Origin of the sequence: Paraburkholderia sp. SUR17, from assembly GCF_029536165.1 — a bacterium.
GTDB classification, from domain to species: Bacteria; Pseudomonadota; Gammaproteobacteria; order Burkholderiales; family Burkholderiaceae; genus Paraburkholderia; species Paraburkholderia kururiensis.
The window spans coordinates 3,472,380-3,491,607 of the sequence record NZ_CP120508.1 but is presented as its reverse complement, the minus strand read 5'-3'; the positions used below and the strand labels follow the sequence as shown (position 1 = coordinate 3,491,607).

General features: G+C 65.2%; 17 protein-coding genes and 1 tRNA gene. 12 read left to right on the top strand and 6 right to left on the bottom strand.

The features are described from left to right. Positions 1-18: 18 nt before the first annotated feature. The 7 genes from P2869_RS15515 to P2869_RS15485 all read left to right on the top strand — a co-directional run bounded on the left by P2869_RS15515 (position 19) and on the right by P2869_RS15485 (position 6,084). A complete protein-coding gene (locus P2869_RS15515) occupies positions 19-798 on the top strand; it encodes a cytochrome c1 (protein ID WP_277596936.1) in 780 nt (259 codons plus the stop codon). A 94-nt stretch (positions 799-892) separates the two neighbouring features. Continuing rightward, the gene (locus P2869_RS15510) at positions 893-1,504 is read left to right on the top strand and encodes a glutathione S-transferase N-terminal domain-containing protein (RefSeq protein ID WP_006052302.1); all 612 of its coding nucleotides are present in this window, start codon (positions 893-895) and stop codon (positions 1,502-1,504) included. 115 nt (positions 1,505-1,619) lie between these two features. Continuing rightward, positions 1,620-2,138, top strand: a complete 519-nt coding sequence (locus P2869_RS15505) for a ClpXP protease specificity-enhancing factor (protein ID WP_277596935.1) — start codon at positions 1,620-1,622, stop codon at positions 2,136-2,138. Positions 2,139-2,157: 19 nt separating this feature from the next. Then, positions 2,158-2,233: transfer RNA gene (locus tag P2869_RS15500), tRNA-Thr, on the top strand. 197 nt (positions 2,234-2,430) lie between these two features. Then, positions 2,431-2,781 carry a response regulator gene (locus tag P2869_RS15495; RefSeq protein WP_277596934.1) on the top strand — a complete coding sequence of 117 codons (351 nt, stop codon included), beginning with the start codon at positions 2,431-2,433 and terminating at the stop codon, positions 2,779-2,781. A gap of 241 nt (positions 2,782-3,022) precedes the next feature. Continuing rightward, on the top strand, positions 3,023-4,729 hold the full coding sequence (locus P2869_RS15490) for an ATP-binding protein (protein WP_346833734.1): 1,707 nt from the start codon (positions 3,023-3,025) through the stop codon (positions 4,727-4,729). 209 nt (positions 4,730-4,938) lie between these two features. Next, a complete protein-coding gene (locus tag P2869_RS15485) occupies positions 4,939-6,084 on the top strand; it encodes a class I SAM-dependent methyltransferase (RefSeq protein ID WP_277596932.1) in 1,146 nt (381 codons plus the stop codon). Positions 6,085-6,255: 171 nt separating this feature from the next. On the opposite strand, the gene P2869_RS15480 is transcribed toward P2869_RS15485, so the two are convergent. Together P2869_RS15480 and P2869_RS15475 are read right to left on the bottom strand one after the other, a co-directional pair. Beyond that, positions 6,256-7,560: an MFS transporter gene (locus P2869_RS15480; RefSeq protein WP_126879654.1), complete on the bottom strand. Its 1,305-nt coding sequence runs from the start codon at positions 7,558-7,560 to the stop codon at positions 6,256-6,258. Between the two features lie 565 nt (positions 7,561-8,125). Next, positions 8,126-8,446: a hypothetical protein gene (locus P2869_RS15475; RefSeq protein ID WP_017776150.1), complete on the bottom strand. Its 321-nt coding sequence runs from the start codon at positions 8,444-8,446 to the stop codon at positions 8,126-8,128. 396 nt (positions 8,447-8,842) lie between these two features. Between P2869_RS15475 and P2869_RS15470 the strand changes: the two genes are divergently transcribed. Continuing rightward, positions 8,843-9,679 carry an SAM-dependent methyltransferase gene (locus P2869_RS15470; protein ID WP_277596931.1) on the top strand — a complete coding sequence of 279 codons (837 nt, stop codon included), beginning with the start codon at positions 8,843-8,845 and terminating at the stop codon, positions 9,677-9,679. Positions 9,680-9,728: 49 nt separating this feature from the next. Here the strand turns inward: P2869_RS15470 and P2869_RS15465 are convergent, their stop codons facing one another. Together P2869_RS15465 and P2869_RS15460 are read right to left on the bottom strand one after the other, a co-directional pair. Then, positions 9,729-10,289: a DUF1415 domain-containing protein gene (locus P2869_RS15465; protein ID WP_277596930.1), complete on the bottom strand. Its 561-nt coding sequence runs from the start codon at positions 10,287-10,289 to the stop codon at positions 9,729-9,731. Positions 10,290-10,335: 46 nt separating this feature from the next. Continuing rightward, positions 10,336-10,977: a TetR/AcrR family transcriptional regulator gene (locus tag P2869_RS15460; protein WP_277596929.1), complete on the bottom strand. Its 642-nt coding sequence runs from the start codon at positions 10,975-10,977 to the stop codon at positions 10,336-10,338. Between the two features lie 158 nt (positions 10,978-11,135). Here P2869_RS15460 and P2869_RS15455 point away from each other — a divergent pair, with 158 nt between their 5' ends. Further along, positions 11,136-12,419 carry an MFS transporter gene (locus P2869_RS15455; protein ID WP_277596928.1) on the top strand — a complete coding sequence of 428 codons (1,284 nt, stop codon included), beginning with the start codon at positions 11,136-11,138 and terminating at the stop codon, positions 12,417-12,419. A 207-nt stretch (positions 12,420-12,626) separates the two neighbouring features. Next, positions 12,627-13,220: a nitroreductase family protein gene (locus tag P2869_RS15450; protein ID WP_017776145.1), complete on the top strand. Its 594-nt coding sequence runs from the start codon at positions 12,627-12,629 to the stop codon at positions 13,218-13,220. Positions 13,221-13,514: 294 nt separating this feature from the next. Here the strand turns inward: P2869_RS15450 and P2869_RS15445 are convergent, their stop codons facing one another. Next, positions 13,515-15,116, bottom strand: coding sequence for an MFS transporter (locus tag P2869_RS15445; protein WP_277596927.1), 1,602 nt, complete (start codon positions 15,114-15,116; stop codon positions 13,515-13,517). 340 nt (positions 15,117-15,456) lie between these two features. Here P2869_RS15445 and P2869_RS15440 point away from each other — a divergent pair, with 340 nt between their 5' ends. Further along, on the top strand, positions 15,457-16,707 hold the full coding sequence (locus P2869_RS15440; RefSeq protein WP_277596926.1) for an Hsp70 family protein: 1,251 nt from the start codon (positions 15,457-15,459) through the stop codon (positions 16,705-16,707). A gap of 231 nt (positions 16,708-16,938) precedes the next feature. On the opposite strand, the gene P2869_RS15435 is transcribed toward P2869_RS15440, so the two are convergent. Next, on the bottom strand, positions 16,939-17,142 hold the full coding sequence (locus P2869_RS15435) for a cold-shock protein (RefSeq protein ID WP_017776142.1): 204 nt from the start codon (positions 17,140-17,142) through the stop codon (positions 16,939-16,941). Positions 17,143-17,585: 443 nt separating this feature from the next. Between P2869_RS15435 and P2869_RS15430 the strand changes: the two genes are divergently transcribed. Then, a complete protein-coding gene (locus P2869_RS15430) occupies positions 17,586-19,178 on the top strand; it encodes an APC family permease (protein ID WP_277596925.1) in 1,593 nt (530 codons plus the stop codon). Positions 19,179-19,228 lie beyond the last annotated feature (50 nt).

The following is a 19,228-nucleotide window of genomic DNA, read 5'->3' as shown; positions in this document are numbered from 1 at the left end:
GAACGAGGACAACCGGACATGAAGACATTGCTTGCAGGGTTCGCGCGTGCGGGCGCGGCCGGGGTTGCACTGGTGCTGGCGCTGCTGGTGGCAGCGGTGCCGGGGCGGGTGATGGCCCAGGAGAATATTCCGCTCGACCGCGCGCCCGATAACGGCGAAAATCTTGCCTCGCTGCAGCATGGGGCGCAGCTGTTCGTCAACTACTGCCTGAACTGCCACAGTGCGAACCTGATGCGCTACAGCCGGCTGCAGGACATCGGCATTGCGCAGAAGGAGATCCAGGCGAACCTGCTGTTCACCACCGACAAGGTGGGCAACACGATGACGGTGGCCATGCGGCCCGATGACGCGAAGGCGTGGTTCGGGGCGGCGCCGCCGGACCTGTCGGTGGAGGCGCGGGCGCGCGGGCGCGACTGGCTGTACACGTACCTGCGCAGCTTCTACCGCGACCCGACGCGGCCCACGGGCTGGAACAACCTGGTGTTCCCCAACGTGGGCATGCCGCACGTGCTGTGGCAGCTGCAGGGGCAGCGCGCGGCGAAGTTCGAGGACGTGGTGGACGAGCGCACGGGCGAGAAGGAGCATCGCTTTGCGGGCTACGACCAGCTCACGCCAGGGGCGCTGTCGCGGGTGGATTATGATTCTGCGGTGGCGGACCTGGTGGCGTACCTGTCGTGGATGTCCGAGCCGCAGCAGAAGGCGCGCCGGCAGATCGGGGTGTGGGTGCTGCTGTTCCTGGGCCTGCTGAGCTTTTTTGCCTGGCGACTGAACGCCGCTTACTGGAAAGAGATCAAATAGTCACGTCCTGACCGACGTGGGGCCGGCGCAGGGAAAAACCAGCTGGACGGTTTTTCGCGCGCTGGCCTTTGAGTTTTTTGAGGAAACGTAAATCATGATGGTTCTGTACTCCGGCACTACCTGCCCGTTCTCCCAGCGTTGCCGGCTGGTGCTGTTCGAAAAGGGCATGGACTTCGAAATCCGCGATGTCGACCTGTTCAACAAGCCGGAGGACATCGCCGTGATGAATCCGTACGGTCAGGTGCCGATTCTCGTGGAGCGGGACCTGATTCTGTACGAGTCGAACATCATCAACGAGTACATCGACGAGCGCTTCCCGCACCCGCAACTGATGCCGGCCGACCCGGTGCAACGCGCCCGCGCGCGTCTGTTCTTGCTGAACTTCGAGAAAGAGCTGTTCGTGCACGTCGGCACGCTCGAAAACGAAAAAGGCAAGGCCGCGGAGAAGAACCACGAGAAGGCGCGCCTCGCGATTCGCGACCGCCTGACGCAACTCGCGCCGATCTTCCTGAAGAACAAGTACATGCTGGGCGAAGAGTTCTCGATGCTCGACGTGGCCATCGCCCCGCTGCTGTGGCGCCTCGACCATTACGGCATCGAGCTTTCGAAGAACGCCGCGCCGCTCATGAAGTACGCGGAGCGTATTTTCAGCCGTCCGGCCTACATCGAAGCGCTGACGCCTTCCGAGAAGGTGATGCGCCGCTGATTTGGGGCGGCGGGATGGCAGGGGCGGCAACGCCGCGGCCGAACGTCCGCCCGCTGCTCACTGTGGGCGAGCGGACAATCGGGGCGTTGCCGCTGTCCTCGCAAAAGGATTGTTGATGCAAGAGACTTCCACGAAGCCTTATCTGCTGCGGGCGCTGTACGAATGGTGCACCGACAACGGCTACACACCGCACATCGCCGTGCGCGTCGATAACCACACCCGTGTGCCGCGCCAGTTCGTGCGGGACAACGAGATCGTGTTGAACATCAGCTTCCAGGCCACGAGCCAGCTGCAGATGGGCAACGAGCTGATCGAATTCAATGCCCGCTTCTCGGGCAAGTCGCACAAGATCGAAGTGCCGGTGGCCAACGTGCTGGCCATCTATGCGCGCGAGAACGGTCAGGGCATGGCGTTTCCCGTCGACGCACCGGCCGGCGGCGCCGGCGACGCAGTGCTTTCGTCCGAAGAAGAGGATGTTCTGGACGAACTCCCGGCGAGCGAAGAGGAGCAGGGCGCGGCTGCGGGCGTTACGGCGCGGGACGCCGGTGTGGCCGAAGCGGGAGAGGGCCCGGGGCCCCACAACGGCGACGACGGCGCGAAGGGCGGCCGCGGGCACCTCAAGGTCGTGAAATGAAGTAGAATCGCGGTCTTACGCCGGCTTAGCTCATCTGGTAGAGCAGTTGATTTGTAATCATCAGGTGGCGGGTTCGAGTCCTGCAGCCGGCACCAGAAAGCAAGGGGTTACGCAAACATTGCGTAACCCCTTTTTTCTTTTCCGGGCTGGCTCCTCCTCTCAGCCTGCGTTTGAATCTTCAAACGTCCTCTCGCACACCCACCGTCACTCCCGCGTACCATAACGGACACGCCCCGCGCGCCGCTCCACCATCCCGCCAGCCCCGCGCCCGCACCCTCCATCCTTTCGCCTCATGCCGACACGAATCCTCCTCGTAGACGACAACCGCGACGCCACCGAGGCCCTCGCGCTACTCCTCGAGCTCGAGGGCCACGACGTCCGGTATGCCTGCGACGGCGGCGAAGCGCTGGGTGTGGTCGAATCGTTCGTGCCGCAGGTGGCGTTCATCGACTGGAACCTGCCGGACATGAGCGGCGGCGACGTCGTGGCGCGCCTGCGGCTGAATCCCGCGCTGTCCGGCACGCGCTTCATCTCGCTGTCGGGATCGTCGCTGCCCGACATCGGGCAAGGCGCCGCAGACGCCGGATTCGAACAAAACATCACCAAGCCGGTCACGCTCGAACAACTTCTCGCCTGCCTGTAGTTCCTGCCGCAACGCCCGCCACCGCCGCGCGGCAAGTTCGAACGAATGACCCGCTGCGCGAGCGTATGCCTGTAAAGACGCAAGGCATACGCTGCAGCTTCTCCGCTCCCCGGTCTCGTCGCCGCGGCACAAGAATTGCGGCGGTCCACTGAATTGACTTTCTTCCGCGCACATTCCTCCTACGATGGCGTCCGTCGCTCCGATTCCCGTCGACCCGCAGTGCCCAGGATGGCAGGGCGAGATGGCCCAGCGAATCGCCCAGTTCGACTGGAGCGGCACCTCGCTCGGTCCGCGCGAGGCGTGGTCCGCGAGCCTGCTCGCCGCTGTGCGGCTGGTGCTCGCGTCCCCCACGCCGCTTGTCATGTTGTGGGGCCGCGAGGGCACCATGCTTTACAACGACGCCTATGCCGTTTTTGCAGGCGGGCGCCACCCGTTTCTGCTGGGCAAACCGGTGGAGATCGGCTGGCCGGAGGTGGCGTCGTTCAATCGCAATGTGGTGGACAGTTGCCTCGCCGGGCGCACGCTTTCGTACCGGGACAAGGACCTGGTGCTGTATCGCGAGGGTCGCGCGGAAGACGTGTGGCTCGACCTCAGCTACAGTCCGCTCGCCGATGACGACGGCCGTCCCGCGGGCGTGCTCGCCATCGTCTTCGAGACCACGGCGAAGGTGCTGGCGCTGCGGCAGCGCCAGCGTGCCGAAGAGGAACTGCTGAAGCTCACGCAGACGCTGGAGCAACGCGTGGCCGAGGAGGTATCGGCGCGCGTCGCGATGGAAGAGCGGCTGCGCCAGTCGCAGAAGCTCGAAGCCATCGGCAGTCTGACGGGCGGTGTTGCGCACGATTTCAACAACGTCCTGCAGGTCATCTCCGCAAATCTTCAGCTCATCGAAATAGCCACGCGAGGCAACGACGCGCTCAAGCGTCGGGTGTCGGCAGTGAGCAACGCGGTTGCGCGCGGCGCCAAGCTCGCGGCGCAACTTCTCGCGTTCGCGCGACGGCAGCCGCTCGTGCCCACGGTGTTCGACCCTGTCCGCCTCGTCGAAGGCATGGCCGAGATGCTGCGTCGCACGCTGCCCGAAACGACGGAGCTTACGACGGCGGTTCCCGCTGACCGGTGGAACATCTGCGCGGATCGCAACCAGCTGGAAATCGCGCTGCTCAACCTCGTCATCAATTCGCGCGACGCGATTCACGGTCGCGGCAGCATTCGCATCGAGATCGGGTGCGTGCATGCCGCGAGCGACGAACACGCCTGCGTGGCCGGCGTGCCTGCCGGCGAGTACGTGCGTATCTCGGTCTCCGACACGGGCACAGGCATGCCCGAGCACGTGAAGTCGCGCGCTATCGAACCATTTTTCACGACCAAGGCCGAGGGGCAGGGAACCGGCCTGGGCTTGAGCATGGTGTTCGGCTTTGTCTCGCAGAGCGCGGGCTACGTCGACCTGCTGAGCGCAGAAGGCCGCGGCACGACGGTGGATCTGTACTTCCCGCGCAGCCTCGACCCCGCGAGTGACGCCGCTGCGCCCATCGGCAGATTGGCCACGCGCGGCGGGGAAACCATCCTCGTCGTGGAGGACGACGCCGACGTGCGGATCGCCGCGATCGAGATGCTCGCCCAACTCGGCTACAAGGTGATCTCCGCGCAGGATGGCGATGCCGCGTTGGCGCAGCTTCAGGGCGGGCAACGCGTCGATCTGCTGTTCACGGACGTGGTGATGCCCGGCACGGTGAGGAGCAGCGAGCTCGCGCGCATTGCAGGCGCGCCGCCGCACAACGCGCGCATTCTGTTCGCCTCTGGCTATACGCGCGACGTGATCTTCCACGACGGCAAGCTCGACGAGGGCGTGGCGCTCATCGGCAAGCCGTACCGTCTGGAAGGCCTGGCGCGGGCGGTGAGGGATGCGCTGGATGCGGCGCCGGGGAAATCCGCGGAAGGCTCGGGCCAGTAACGCGCGCGCTGAGGCGTTCCGCACCAGCAGGACGCGCGGTGATCCGCATTTGGCTGGGGCCGGCTCCCCCCGTTCCACGCATCGCTTCCAGGCCGGCAAGCCCCGCCCCCCCGACGTGCTATACCGATGCTTTAAGATGACGCGCTCGCGGCCGCCTGGCACGCGCGCTTCTCGTCATCACTCGTCATCGAGTTCCCACTGCATCCGCCATGACCGATTTCCCCACCCTCAGCTGGTCCGACGAACAAGGCACGCACGTCGCGCGCTGGCGCTCCGAAGCGGGCGTGCCCGCGCCGAAACGCGTCGTCGTCGCCGACGACCGCATCACGGCCGACGCCGCGTGGCGCCTCGCCTGCGAGGGCACGGCGCTGCTGTGGCACGGCGATTTCCAGAACGCGCGTCAGCTGCTCCAGGCTATGGCGCGGCGCATGGAGCGCAAGCCTCACAAGAAAGCGAAATCGCCTCCGCCATCGCCGCGCGACGCGTTCAACCTGCACCGTCTCGCGCAGGCGCAGCGCGCACGCACGCTCGGCATGTTGCTGATTCCGCTCGCCGCGGATTACACGATCGCCCTGCGTCGCGCGCCCGACGTGAAGCAGGCATGCGAGGAGGTGTACGGCGAGGCGAGCCCTTCTGGAGACACAGGCTCCGTCGTTTCGCTGCGCGAGTTGCTCGGTCTGATCGGCGCGCACGAATGGCGCAAGAAGGGCGTGGAGATTCCCGCGCTGGGCGACCGGATTCATCCTTACTACGGGGTCTTTTCGCCGGTGCGCGGCGAGTACCTCGATCTCGTCGCGAGCGTGCCTCTGCCCTCGCAGGCGAAGGCATTCGACATCGGCACGGGCACCGGCGTGATTGCCGCGGTGCTCGCAAAGCGCGGCGTGAAGCACATCGTCGCGACCGATCAGGATCCGCGCGCGCTCGCGTGTGCCCGCGAGAACCTGGCGCGGCTCGGTTACGCGTCGCAGGTGGACGTGGTGCAGGCGGACCTCTTTCCCGAAGGCCGCGCGCCGCTCGTCGTGTGCAATCCGCCGTGGGTGCCCGCGCGACCGTCGTCGCCTATCGAGCATGCCGTGTTCGATCCCGAGAGCCGCATGCTGCTCGGTTTCCTCAACGGTCTGAAGGATCATCTGGAACCTGGCGGCGAGGGCTGGCTGATTCTCTCGGACTTCGCCGAGCACCTCGGCCTGCGCACGCGCGATGAACTGCTTGCGGCGATCGATGCCGCAGGCCTCGAAGTGGCCGGCCGCGAGGATATCCGCCCGCGGCATCCCAAAGCCGCCGATCCTACCGATCCGCTCTTCAAGGCGCGCGCCGCGGAAGTCACTTCGCTGTGGCGGCTCAAGGTGCGTTGAAGCAAGTTGCAGCACGCCGTGAGTGTGCATCAGCACACCGATACGCCGGCACTGCGCACGCAACTGAAGACGCTGTTCCATGACGGCACGCCGCCCGTCGAGGTGGTGCGAGTGGCGTGACTGGCGTGAGTGGCGTGACTTACGCTGGAGCGCGGCAAGGCAGCAACGCGACTACATGGCCGACCGCGCTTCGCCGTCCATCTGCTGGCGCCGGTCGTCGGCTGCGGAAAGCGGTTCGATCCGGCCCACGATGACGAGATAGCTGAACGCTCCGAGAAAACAGAAGCCGCCTGCCACGACGAGCGGAATGGTGAACGAGCCCTGGGTGAGCTGAACCATCGCGCCCGTGAAGGTCGTGATGACGATGCCGGCGAGATTCGACGCGAAGTTCTGGATGCCGCCAATCGACGCGACGTGCCGCGGCGTGGGCGCCACGTCCGCGGGCAGCGACCAGATGCTCGCGGCGGCGAACGCGAGGCTGCCGTACGAAATGCCGAAGAACGCCAGCATGAGCCAGATGTTCGAGGTGAACGCGCAAAGCGTAATCACGGACGACATCAGCATGCCGCCCACCATGCACGTCTTGCGCGCCGCGGTGAGGCTCCAGCCGCGGCGGAACAGCGCGTCCGAAACGAGGCCGCCTATCCAGCCACCGGGAATCGACATCAGTGCCGGAATCATGCCCAGCGTGCCGAGCGACTTCAGCGAAAAACCGCGCGTGGCGACGAGATAGCTGGGAAACCACGTGATGAAGAAATAGATCACGAAGTTGAGGCAGAAGAAGCCGAGCATCATGCCCCACAGCGTGCGGTAGCGAAACAGCGAGCCCCAGCTCACGGAGGGTTCGTCGGGACCGGCGCGGCGCTCAGCGGATTGCGGTGCGGGGACTTCGCCGTCGGCGCCAGTCATGTCGGCGTGTGCGGGCGCGCGGTAGATGGCGAACCAGCCCACCACCCACACGAAGCCCACAACGCCTGTGATGATGAACGAGGCCTTCCATCCGAGCGTGCTGATGATGAGCGCGACGAGCGGAATGGAAAGCGCGGAGCCCACGCGCGAGCCGCTGTCGAAGATGCTCGTGGCGAGCGCACGTTCGGCGGGACGAAACCACTGCGCGACGAGCTTTGCGCACGACGGGTACGCGCCTGCCTCGCCCACGCCGAGCATCAACCGGCAACCGAACATCGACGCCACGCTGGTTGCGCCCGCGGTAGCCGCCGTGAAGAGCGACCACCAGCCCACCGCGAGCGGTAGCGCGATGCGCGCGCCCACGCGGTCGACGAACCAGCCGAACGGCATTTGCATGAACGCATAGGTCCAGAAGAAGCCGCTCAGGATGAGCCCCATTTCGGCGGGCCCAATGCCGAGCGCGTGCTGGATCTGCGGCGCCGCGACGGCGAGGTTGGCGCGATCGACGTAGTTCACCGCGATCGCAAGAAAGCACAACAGGACGACGACCCAGCGCATTTTCCTCATGTCTCTTGTCTCCTCCTCGAACGGCATCATGGCGATGCATGGCGGCCCGCTGCGATGCCGGACAGCGGACCACACTGGTGCGCCGCGTTTGCGTTCGGCGCCGGTGTCTTGTTCTGAAAGCGTGCGGATGACTACAGCATGGGACGTGCCGCGCGAGAACGGAAAACTCGCGCGACGCGCATGGCGGACGGTTCGGGTGAGACGGCTTTTTGTGTCGCCTGACGGTGACGCTGAACGATACGTTGGGCGAAGCCTTCGACGAGCGCGTCTTGCGCCATAGCCTGCTTGCGGCGTGGCGCTGGCTGTGTGCGTGCTGCACCGCGCCACGCGACAGGCGGCCATCGCGGTCATTGATAGTAGGAATGGGAGGGGGAGGCGGTCAAGGCATTTTCCGGCGCGCGCTGTGTGGCACTCGCCTTGGCGCCTGCCGCGGGGCTCGCTGTTGCCGGTGCCGAAATCGTGCTGCGCGCGGCCATGCAGTAGACCGTGCGCGCAACGCGTGCGTGCTGGTGCCGCTGAGTCTGTCCAGCCAGGTTCGGCCTTCGTCAGCCCGCGCCAGCCTGCATCAACCCGGATAAGCCTCGTCGACCTTCAGCCCGGCGAGCTTGAAGATCACGCGCAGCGTTTGGGGCTTGATGTCGCGGCGCGCGGCAAGCGAGGTCATCACGAAGTCGAGCACCTTCGCGTATTTCAGCAGGATCAAGCAGGTTTCCAGGTTGGCTTCGCCGTCGCGCATGTGTTCCGCGAGCTGCAGCATCTCCACCGAAATGTCGCGAGCCATTTCGAGTTCGATCTGCTGCTTCTCCGTCCACTCAGGCGTGGCCGTGAGCTTTGCGAGCAGTTCCTGAAACTTCTGCTCGGCCTTTCCGTCGGGTAGTGCGTCCATTGCCGCCTCATTTCATGCCGCGTGCGCTTCTGGGCGTGTTCGACGCTGTCCGGCGCACTGCAGGTTACGTAACATGAGCGCCCATGTTCCGGCGCGTCCTCCCCACATGCCTGCCGGCTTGTTGCGCCGGCGGGCGAGTCTGGTCCCTCTGGTGTCTTGTTTATGCGGGTTCTACGCACGGCACACCGGTGCGGCGTTCACTGCCGGCCGTCCGGCGACCGGGTCTTGCACGAAGCGTTCCAGGCGCACTCGGGCAAGATGGTGCCGCGCCGCCGGTTCCGTCCGGCTTTTTCCGTAAAATGACAGGTACTTTCCGTTCCTTCTGTCCTCTGTCGCACGTTTCGTGGCCCTTCGCCACGCGTCGCTGCGTCTGTGCTGCCTCACGATCCGCTTACGATGTCCACTGCCGCCAAGACCTACGAAGTCCGCCCCAATCAGTCTGTCGAACTCCTGAAGGAACTCCATATCCTCACGCGCGACGGCAAGATGAACCAGGACAGCCGGCGCAAGCTCAAGCAGGTGTATCACCTGTTCCAGTTCATCGAGCCCCTGCTCAAAGAACTGAAGAACGAGAAAGCGAACATCACGCTCGTCGATCACGGCGCCGGCAAGTCATACCTTGGTTTTATTCTCTATGACCTGTTTTTCAAGGAGCAGTGCGATAGCTCGCATATCTTCGGCATCGAGACGCGCGAAGAACTCGTCACGAAGTCGCGCGAGCTTGCCGCGCGGCTGGGTTTTGGCGGGATGTCGTTTCTGAATCTCTCGGTGGCGGAGTCCATCACGTCGAGCGAACTGCCGGAAACGGTCGATATCGTCACGGCACTGCACGCCTGCGATACCGCGACGGACGACGCTATCCGATTCGCACTGAAGAAACACGCGCAGTACATCGTGGTGGTGCCGTGCTGCCAGGCCGAGGTGGCGGGCGTGTTGCGGCGTAACAAGGGCAAGTCGCTCGCGAACGCGCTGACGGAAATCTGGCGGCATCCGCTGCATACGCGCGAATTCGGCAGCCAGATCACGAACGTGCTGCGCTGCCTGCAACTCGAGGCGCACGGCTACCAGGTGAGCGTCACCGAACTGGTGGGCTGGGAGCATTCGATGAAGAACGAACTCATCATTGCCCAGTACAAGAATTTGCCGCGCCGCAAGCCTGCGGAGCGTCTCAACGAGATTCTGGATACGCTCGGCATCGCCGAGCTGCGCGAGCGGTTTTTCGTGGAGGCCTGACGGGCGGCGCAGTGCGGCCGGGGCGAGCGAACGTGCCGCAAAGGGCGAGTCAGTCCTTCTCGCTCATCCATTTGCGCCAGCCTTCGAGTCCCATCTCGCGCAACGTAGCCTCGTTGCGCTCGTAGATCTGGGCGGCGTCGGGAAACGCCTCCACGGCGCGGTCGATGCTCGCCTCGCGCAGCAGATGCAAGATCGGATACGGCGCACGATTCGTGTAGTTCTCGATGTCGTCGGCTTGCGTTCCTTCGAACTGGAACTGCGGATGGAAGCTCGCAATCTGCAGCGTGCCTTCCAGTCGCAGCTGCCGGAGCAGCCGGTCGGCGAAGTGCGTGCAGTCGTTGAAATCGGCGAAGTGGGCGAACGCGTTGGGGAGAATCAGCAGCGTCGTGTCGATATCCGCTGGGCCCGCTTCGGCCAGCGTTTTCAGCTCCGTTTCGAGATCGGCGAGCACGCTTTCCAGGTCCGTCGCTTCGCTTATCGTGTAGCGAATCTGGTTCTTCACGTGCACGCTCTTCGCGAACGGACACAGGTTCAGGCCGATCACGGCGCGCGTGAGCCAGTGGCGCGTGTCGCTCAGGATCGTTTCGCGGGAGGCGGGGGAAAGCGGCATGGTGGTGGGGCGGCGGAGCGAACGAAAGCCGTCATTCTAGATGCGGTTACGGCGCGCTTTGGGTGGGTGCCTGCGGGCAGGCCGCTGCGATCAACTGCGCGGCTACTTTCGGCGCGGCGAGTATCGGACCGCACCCCGGCCCGTAGGTCTGGCTGGCCGCGTAAATGCCTTCGATCAAGAGCGCGAGCGCGTTGGCGAGCGCGGCTGCGTCGTTCGCGCCGGCCTCGGCGGCCAGCTCGGTGAGCCGCGCCATCAGTTTCGTCTTGTTGTCCGTCACGCATCGCCGCGCGGGGTGGTTCGCGTCGGGAAACTCGGCGGAGACGTTCACGAACGGGCACCCGCGATAGTCCTTCACGGACGCCCGTTCCGCGAGGTCTTCGAAATACTGGAGCAGTTGCTTCGCGGCGTTGCCGGGGTGCTTCTCGATGCTGCGCTCGAAGCGCTGGAAGAAGCGTTCGTCGGAGCGCTTCAGGTACGCGACGACAAGATCGTCCTTCGACGAAAACTGCCTGTAGAGGCTCATCTTGTTCACGCCCGCGCGTTCCACCACGGCTTCCACGCCGACGGCCCGCACGCCTTCGCGGTAGAACAGATCGGCCGCGGCGGAAAGCAGATGCTCCTGCGCCTGCGATGCGGCGGTGGGCGGGCGGCGCGTGCCGGTTCCGGATGACGATTCGTGTTGCGACATGTCCATGCTGCCTGTAGTGACGTCGGGGCGATGCCTTGACATGTTACCGAGCGGTAACTAAGATCGCAACAATCTTGTTACTGACCGGTAACAAGCATCGGATGGCGGGTGGAGTGCGGCGCCGAAAGCGCGCCTAACAAGAACACAAAGGAGCGCGGATGAACTGGGCAGCAAGGATGGTAGGCGGACGCTTTCACTACGGTTGGCTGGCGGTGGCAGTGGTGTTTCTGGTGCTGCTCGCGGCGGCCGGAACGCGCGCCACGCCCAGCGTGATGATGATTCCGCTCGAGCACCAGTTCGGCTGGAGCCGCGCGACGATTTCGCTCGCCATATCGGTGAACATCGCGCTTTATGGCCTGATGGGGCCGTTTGCAGCCGCCGCCATGCAGCGCTTCGGCGTGCGTCCCACCATCCTCACGGCGGTGGGCACGATGGGCGCGGGCGTGGCGCTCTCTTCGATGATGACCCACCCGTGGCAGATGATTCTCGTCTGGGGCGTGATGGTGGGCGGCGCAACGGGCGTGGCGGCGCTCACGCTCTCGGCGACGGTGGTGAACCGCTGGTTCAGCACCCATCGCGGCCTCGCGATGGGCATTCTCACCGCGAGTTCCGCCACGGGGCAGCTCGTGTTCCTGCCGCTGCTCGCGGCCATCGCCGAGAAGCACGGCTGGCAGGCGGTCGTGTTCGTTGTGGCCGCCGCCGCTGCGGTGGTGCTGCCGCTTGTGGCATTCCTGCTGCCGGAGCGCCCTGCGGACCTCAAGCTGCGCCCGTTCGGCGAAGCGCACGACGCGCCGCCGGCGCCCATGGCCGCCGCCCAGAATCCGCTCAAAGTCGCCTTCGGCACGCTCGCGATGGCGAGCCGCACGCGCGACTTCTGGCTACTGTTCTTCAGCTTTTTCATCTGCGGCGCGAGCACGAACGGCTATGTCGGTACCCATTTGATCGCGATGTGCGGCGACTACGGCATGACCGAAGTGCAGGGCGCGTCGCTGCTCGCCACCATGGGCATCTTCGATCTGTTCGGCACGACGCTCTCGGGCTGGCTCTCGGATCGTTTCAACAGCCGCGTGCTGCTCTTCTGGTACTACGGACTGCGCGGCCTTTCGCTGATCTACCTGCCGCATGCTTTCGGTATTGACTTCTTCGGGCTGCCCATCTTCGCTGTCTTCTACGGGCTCGACTGGATCGCCACCGTGCCGCCCACCGTGCGACTCGCCACCGACGTCTACGGCAAAGAGGCTGCGCCGGTCGTGTTCGGCTGGGTGGTGGCGGGCCACCAACTGGGCGCGGCCTTCGCGGCGCTGGGCGCCGGCATGCTGCGCGCAAGCCTCGGCACCTACACGGTGGCGTCGATGATTTCAGGCGGGTTGTGTCTCATTGCATCGGTCATCGTGCTGCGGATCAATCGCGGCGAGCAGCGGGCGGTCGCTGCGGCGGTATAGGCGCAAGGCGCTGCACGTCTATTCCCTCTGAGGTGCTGAGCATCGGAACAGATTGCACAGCACCTGTCGTGTCTCCCGGTTATGCTATGGCCCTTTGACGGCCGGCGTTTGCCAGGCGCCGGTCGTCGGCCGTTCATATTTCCGCGGTCGGCATCTTCGGGCCGCGGGGCATCAGGATCATCACGACCCACTGCACCGAGAGACGCCATGAGCCACAAACCCGCCCCTACCGAAGTGCCCATCCACGAACTGCTCGCCGGCCGCTGGAGCCCGCGGGCCTACACCGCCGAGCCGCTTTCCCGCGACGCACTGCGCGCCGTGCTCGAAGCCGCGCGCTGGGCGCCGTCGGCATACAACGCGCAGCCGTGGCGCTTTATCGTCTTCGACCGCTTCGCCGACGAGGCGGCTTTCAAGCGCGCCTTCGGCACGCTCGTGCCGTTCAATCAACAGTGGAACGCGTCGGCCCCCGTGCTGATCGCCGTCACGGCGCACACGCGCAATGCCAAGGGCGACGTGAACCGCACGGCGCTTTACGACGCAGGCGCGGCGGCGATGTCGCTCGTGCTCCAAGCGCACGCGCTCGGTCTCGCCGCGCATCAGATGAGCGGCGTCGACGTGCCGGCGTTCCGCAAGGAATTCGCGATTCCGGAAGACGTCGAGGTGATCGCCGTTATCTCGCTCGCCCACCATGGCGACGCGCAGAAGCTGGAGCCGGTGTTGCGCGACCGCGAAAAGGCGGAACGTGCGCGCTTGCCGGTGGGTGAGATCGCCTACGGCGGGGCGTGGAATAAAGCGTTCTGAGGATTTGAGGGGGCGGGGCGGCGTGGTGGGTGTGGGGTGAAAGGGTAGGCTTGCATGGGCGGTTGGTGTCGGCTGTGGCTGTGCCAGGGTGCCCGCATCGCATCGCATCGCATCGCATCGCATCGCATCGCATCGCATTGGCATTGGCATTGGCGTTGGCGTTGGCGTTGCGCTCGCGGACCACGCTGCGCCGTGCGGTCAAGCCGCGCGAGGCCCCGTGCCGAGGTGCCACCGCCGCGTCCTACGGCGGCATCTCATTGCCACACTCCCCGCGCTCCGCAGCACTCGCCCCTGCTATGCGCGTTTGCCGCTTCCCCGTACTTCGTTCGCGGCGCCGCTTTCGTGGGCGACACCTGGGGCAACGGTGTCCGTCGAGTCTGTCGGCGCATTTTTCCGCACCTGCCGGGCGCCGTTGTCCGCCTCTTCGTCGCTCACTTCGGAGAGCGGCGCCGCCACCGTCTCTAGCGACTTGCGCTCCGCGTCCACGCCCCAGATCGCCGCGATCACCGCGGCCGCGATCATCAGCATCGACCCTGTCAGATAACCGGTGAAGACTTCGCTGCGCTGATGCGTGTCGATCAGCCGCCCGAAGAAGGCCGGCCCCGCGATGCCGCCCAGCGCCGTGCCGAACGCATAGAACACCGCGATGGCGAGCGCGCGGATCTCAAGCGGGAACGACTCGCTCACCGTCAGGTAGGCCGAACTCGCCGCCGCGGAGGCGAAGAAGAAGATCACCATCCACGCCGCCGTCTGTGTCGTGACGGTGAGCCACTGCTGCTCGAACAGATAGCCGCTCACCGTCAGCAGCACGCCCGAAATGGCATAGGTGGCGGCGATCATGGTGCGCCGGCCCGCTATGTCGAAGAGCCGCCCCAGCACGATCGGCCCGATGAAGTTGCCTGCCGCGAACGGCAGCAGATACCAGCCTACGTGTGCGCTGGGTACGCGGTAAAAGTCCGTAAGCACGAGCGTATAAGTGAAGAAGATCGCGTTGTAGAAGAACGCCTGCGCGGTCATCAGCGAAAGGCCCACGAGCGAGCGGCGCCGGTGCAGCACGAAGAGTGCGCGCAGCACTTCGCCGAGCGGCGTACGGTGTCGGGCGCGCAGACGCAGCGGCCGCAGCACGTCGTCGGCGAGCGTGTGGCCGGCGCGGCGAAAGCGGGTCTCGATGTCCTCGACCACCGACTTCGCCGTCTCGTGCTCGCCGTGCGTCATAAGCCAGCGCGGGCTTTCGGGAATCCATCGGCGCATGGGCAGGATGGCGAGCGCGAGCGCGGCGCCGATCAGAAAGCAGGCGCGCCAGCCCCAGTCGCCCGGCAGCAGGTTGGGATCGAGCAACACCAGCGATCCGGTCGCGCCAAGCGCCGCGCCCACCCAGAACGTGCCGTTGATGCCCAGATCGGTCCATCCGCGCACGCGCGCCGGCGTGAACTCCTGGATCGTCGAGTTGATGGCGGTGTATTCGCCGCCAATGCCCGCCCCCGTGAGAAAGCGGAACACGATGAAGCTCGCGAGATTCCACGACAGCGCCGTGGCCGCGGTCGCCGTGAGGTAGAGACCGAGCGTGACGAAGAAAAGGCGCCGGCGGCCGAGGCGGTCGGTGAGCCAGCCGAACCCGAGCGCGCCGAGCACGGCGCCCGCGATGTACGCGCTGCCGGCCAACCCGACGTCGGCATTCGAAAAGCGCAGCGCGGGGCTCGCCTTCAAGGCGCCCGCCACGGCGCCGGCGAGCGTTACTTCCAGGCCGTCGAGCAGCCATGTGACGCCAAGCGCCACGACGATCAGCGTATGAAACCGGCCCCACGGCAGCCGGTCGAGCCGCGAGGGCAGATCGGTCTGGACGACCGCGGCGGCGGGCGACGAATCGCCTGCTGAGGCACGGGGTAGCCGGGACATGGCGTGGCGTCTCCTTGGTGCGGCGTGGGTGGCGCGGCGTTGTGGCGCTGGTTGCCGGATGCCGGATAGGTACCGCAGTGTTGTCGCGGTGTTGTCGCGATGTGGTCGCGGCGTTGCTGCATGCCGCGCTGGAGTGCGGCTGCCCAGAACACGCTTCACGGCGCGCTTCCGCTTCCGTATATCTCCTCGCTTCGGGGCCGCAGCAGGCGTAGCCAAGCCACGTCGCAATCGCCGTTCCCGGCCGCTGGCCGCGCGGCTATCCGGTTGATCGCCAAGCGGTTTTCATGATACAAAGCCCGTCCTCATTTTTCCGCGTCAGCCGTGAGCGGCGAGTCCAGCCATGAACTTCTGCGCGATTGACTTCGGCACGTCCAATTCGGCCGTTGCCTTGCCCGATGGCGCGTCGATGCGCCTTGCCCCGGTGGAGGGCGCGTACACCACGCTGCCCACCGCGGTCTTCTTCAATACCGACGAACACACGCGCGAATTCGGCCGCGCCGCGCTGGCGGCGTACGTGGACGGCTTCGACGGCCGGCTCATGCGGTCGATGAAGAGCATCCTCGGCTCGCCGCTCGCCGAAACCACGACGGACCTCGGCGACGGCAGCGCCATCCGCTATACGGACGTGATCGCCACCTTCCTCGCGCACCTGAAACAGTGCGCGGAGGCCTGCGCGGGCAGCCCGATCGCGCGCGCGGTGCTGGGCCGCCCCGTGTTCTTCGTCGACGACGACCCGCGCGCCGACGCGCTCGCGCAGCGCCAGCTCGAAGCGGCGGCGCGCTCCATCGGGCTCGCGGAAATCCATTTTCAGTACGAGCCGATTGCCGCGGCGTTCGACTACGAGTCGCGCCTCGCGGAAGAGGGGCTCGTGCTCGTGGCCGACATCGGCGGCGGTACGTCGGACTTTTCGCTCGTGCGCGTCGGCCCGGATCGGATGGCACGCATCGAGCGCAAGGACGACGTGCTCGCGCACCACGGCGTGCACGTGGCCGGCACGGACTTCGACCGTCGCGTGGAACTCACGGCCATCCTGCCTGAATTCGGCTATCGGACGCTCGACCCCGAAGGGCGCGAGATGCCGAACCGTATCTATTTCGATCTCGCGACGTGGCATCTGATCAACACCGTCTACACGCCCAAGCGGGTGACGGAGCTGAAGCTGATGCGCCATCTGTTCTGCGATACGCGCCAGCACGACCGCCTCATGCGCGTAGTCGAACGGCGGCTGGGTCATGCGCTGGCCGCGCGTGCCGAGGAGGCCAAGATCGGCGTGGCCGCCGGTGGCGAAACGATGATCGATCTGGAAGAGGTGGAAGAAGGGTTGCGCCTCGCCTTCGACGAGGCGCAACTCATCGAGGCCGGCATCGAGGAAACCCGCCGCATCGTCGAGGCGGCGCGCGAGACGGTGCGCACCGCAGGCGTCGCGCCGCGCGAGGTGAGCGCGGTGTACTTCACCGGGGGCTCGACGGGGCTCGCGTTTCTATCGAACGCGCTTGCCGCCGCGTTCCCTGAAGCTCGCCCGGTCTTCGGCGACCGGCTCGCCAGCGTGGCGACGGGGCTCGGCATTCACGCCCGACGGCTGTTCGGCTGAGCACTGAGAGAACGGTTACGGGCCGGCGGACGATCCGCCGGTCGAGCACGGTTGCTGGATGCGGGTCATCCCGTCCCGACGACGCACCTGCAAAACCCGCCTGCGACGCCGCCCTTGCAACGCTCCAGAAATGACAAAACCCCACCTTCGAACGAAGCGTGGGGTTTTTCCCGCGTCAGGAAGCGCAGAGGCCCAAGCCGCATGTGGCCTGGGCGTGCCGCTTGCTCCTGCTTACAGCGGCTTGATGTTCGCGGCTTGCTTGCCCTTCGGGCCAGTCTTCACTTCGAACTGAACCTTCTGGTTCTCTTGCAGCGTCTTGAAGCCTTCCACGCGGATTTCCGAGAAATGCGCGAACAGGTCTTCACCGCCGCCGTCCGGGGTGATGAAGCCAAAGCCCTTAGCGTCATTGAACCACTTGACGGTACCGGTTTCCATATTACTTTCCTAAAGATGAATTTGAGCCGAAGCCCGTTGGGATGTGCACGAAAATCAAGGAAGGGGGGTAATAGGACAGCCGGAGTACCGTTGATGGGCGAACCACGAAAGACCAATTCACACTCGCCGCTTGAAATCCTGCCCGGACTTTATACGGCGATTTTCAAAGAAGGTCAACCGCAACCGAGGAAATTGCAGGGTCTTTCCTATCTGACACGCCTGAATGGGGCCGCATTCACTCTTACAAAGCTTGCGCTAAAGCGCATTTTTTTGTAGGGACAACCCGGATTTTGACTGCATTCGGCTGGTGCAACCGGTAAACTACGCGCCGCGCGGCGGTTGCACCCAGAAAACACGCTCGCGCATGCATGTGCGACGCCCGCGAGAGCCCCACGTCAGAGGGGGCGCCGCAGCGTCAAGCTGCGCTTGATACAGGAGATGACGTGAAAAGTTCTATTCAACGGAACATTGGTCCGATCGCGCTGATGCTGACCGGGCTGGGTTCCATCATCGGCTCCGGCTGGCTCTTCGGTGCATGGAAGGCCGCCAAAATTGCCGGGCCCGCCGCGATCTGTGCATGGATCATCGGTGCTGTCGTGATTCTCGCCATCGCGCTCACCTATGCCGAACTCGGTGCGATGTTCCCCGAGTCCGGTGGCATGGTGCGCTATGCGCGGTACTCGCACGGCTCGCTCGTGGGCTTCATCAGCGCGTGGGCCAACTGGATCGCCATTGTGTCGGTGATCCCCATCGAGGCGGAAGCCTCTATCCAGTACATGAGCACCTGGCCGTACGAGTGGGCGCACCAGCTCTTTGTGGGCGGTGAACTCACCACAACAGGGTTACTGCTCTCGGCGCTGCTCGTGATCGTGTACTTCCTGCTCAACTATTGGGGCGTGAAGGTCTTCGCGCGCGCGAACTCGGCGATCACGGTGTTCAAGTTCCTGATTCCGGGCCTGACCATCGCCGGTCTCATGGCCACAGGCTTCCATCACGAGAACTTCGGCGAAGCCAGCACGTTCGCGCCGTATGGCTGGTCCGCGGTGATGACGGCCGTGGCGACGAGCGGCATCGTGTTCGCGTTCAACGGCTTCCAGAGCCCGATCAACCTTGCAGGCGAAGCGCGCAACCCGGCGAAGAGCGTGCCGTTCGCGGTGATCGGCTCGATCCTGCTGGCGCTTGTCATCTACGTGCTGCTGCAGATCGCCTATATCGGCGCGGTGAACCCGTCCGACGTCATGAAGGGCTGGAACCAGTTCAACTTCAAGTCGCCGTTCGCCGAACTGGCGATGGCGCTGAACCTGAACTGGCTCGCCATCCTGCTCTACGTGGACGCGTTCGTGAGCCCGAGCGGCACCGGCACGACCTACATGGCGACCACGACGCGCATGATCTACGCGATGGAGCGCAACAACACGATGCCGAAGATCTTCGGCAACGTGCATCCGTTCTACGGCGTGCCGCGTCAGGCGATGTGGTTCAACCTGCTCGTGTCGTTCATCTTCCTGTTCTTCTTCCGCGGCTGGAGCTCGCTCGCGGCAGTGATTTCGGTCGCCACCGTGATCTCGTACCTCACGGGCCCGATCAGTCTGATGGCGCTGCGCCGTTCGGCTACGGACCTCGAGCGTCCGCTGCACATTCCCGGCATGTCGGTGATTGCGCCGTTCGCGTTCGTGTGCGCGTCGCTGATTCTGTACTGGGCGAAGTGGCCGCTGACGGGCGAGATCATTCTGCTGATGATCGTCGCACTGCCGGTGTACTTCTACTTCCAGGGCAAGTCGGGCTGGAGCGGCTGGGGCCGCGACCTGAAAGCGGCGTGGTGGCTCGTGGCGTATCTGCCCATCATGGCGCTGCTTTCGCTGATCGGCAGCAAGGAGTTCGGCGGACACAACCTGATTCCCTACGGCTGGGACATGGTCGTCGTGATCGCGTTTTCGCTGGTTTTCTATTACTGGGGTGTGCGTACGGGCTACCGCACCGAGTATCTGGACGAGCGCGAGAAGCACGACGAGATTCTCGAGGGTATCGGCGTGTGATCTGGGGCTGATCCTTCCGGTAACGGCGGCGTGTAGTCGCCGCGCCGCGC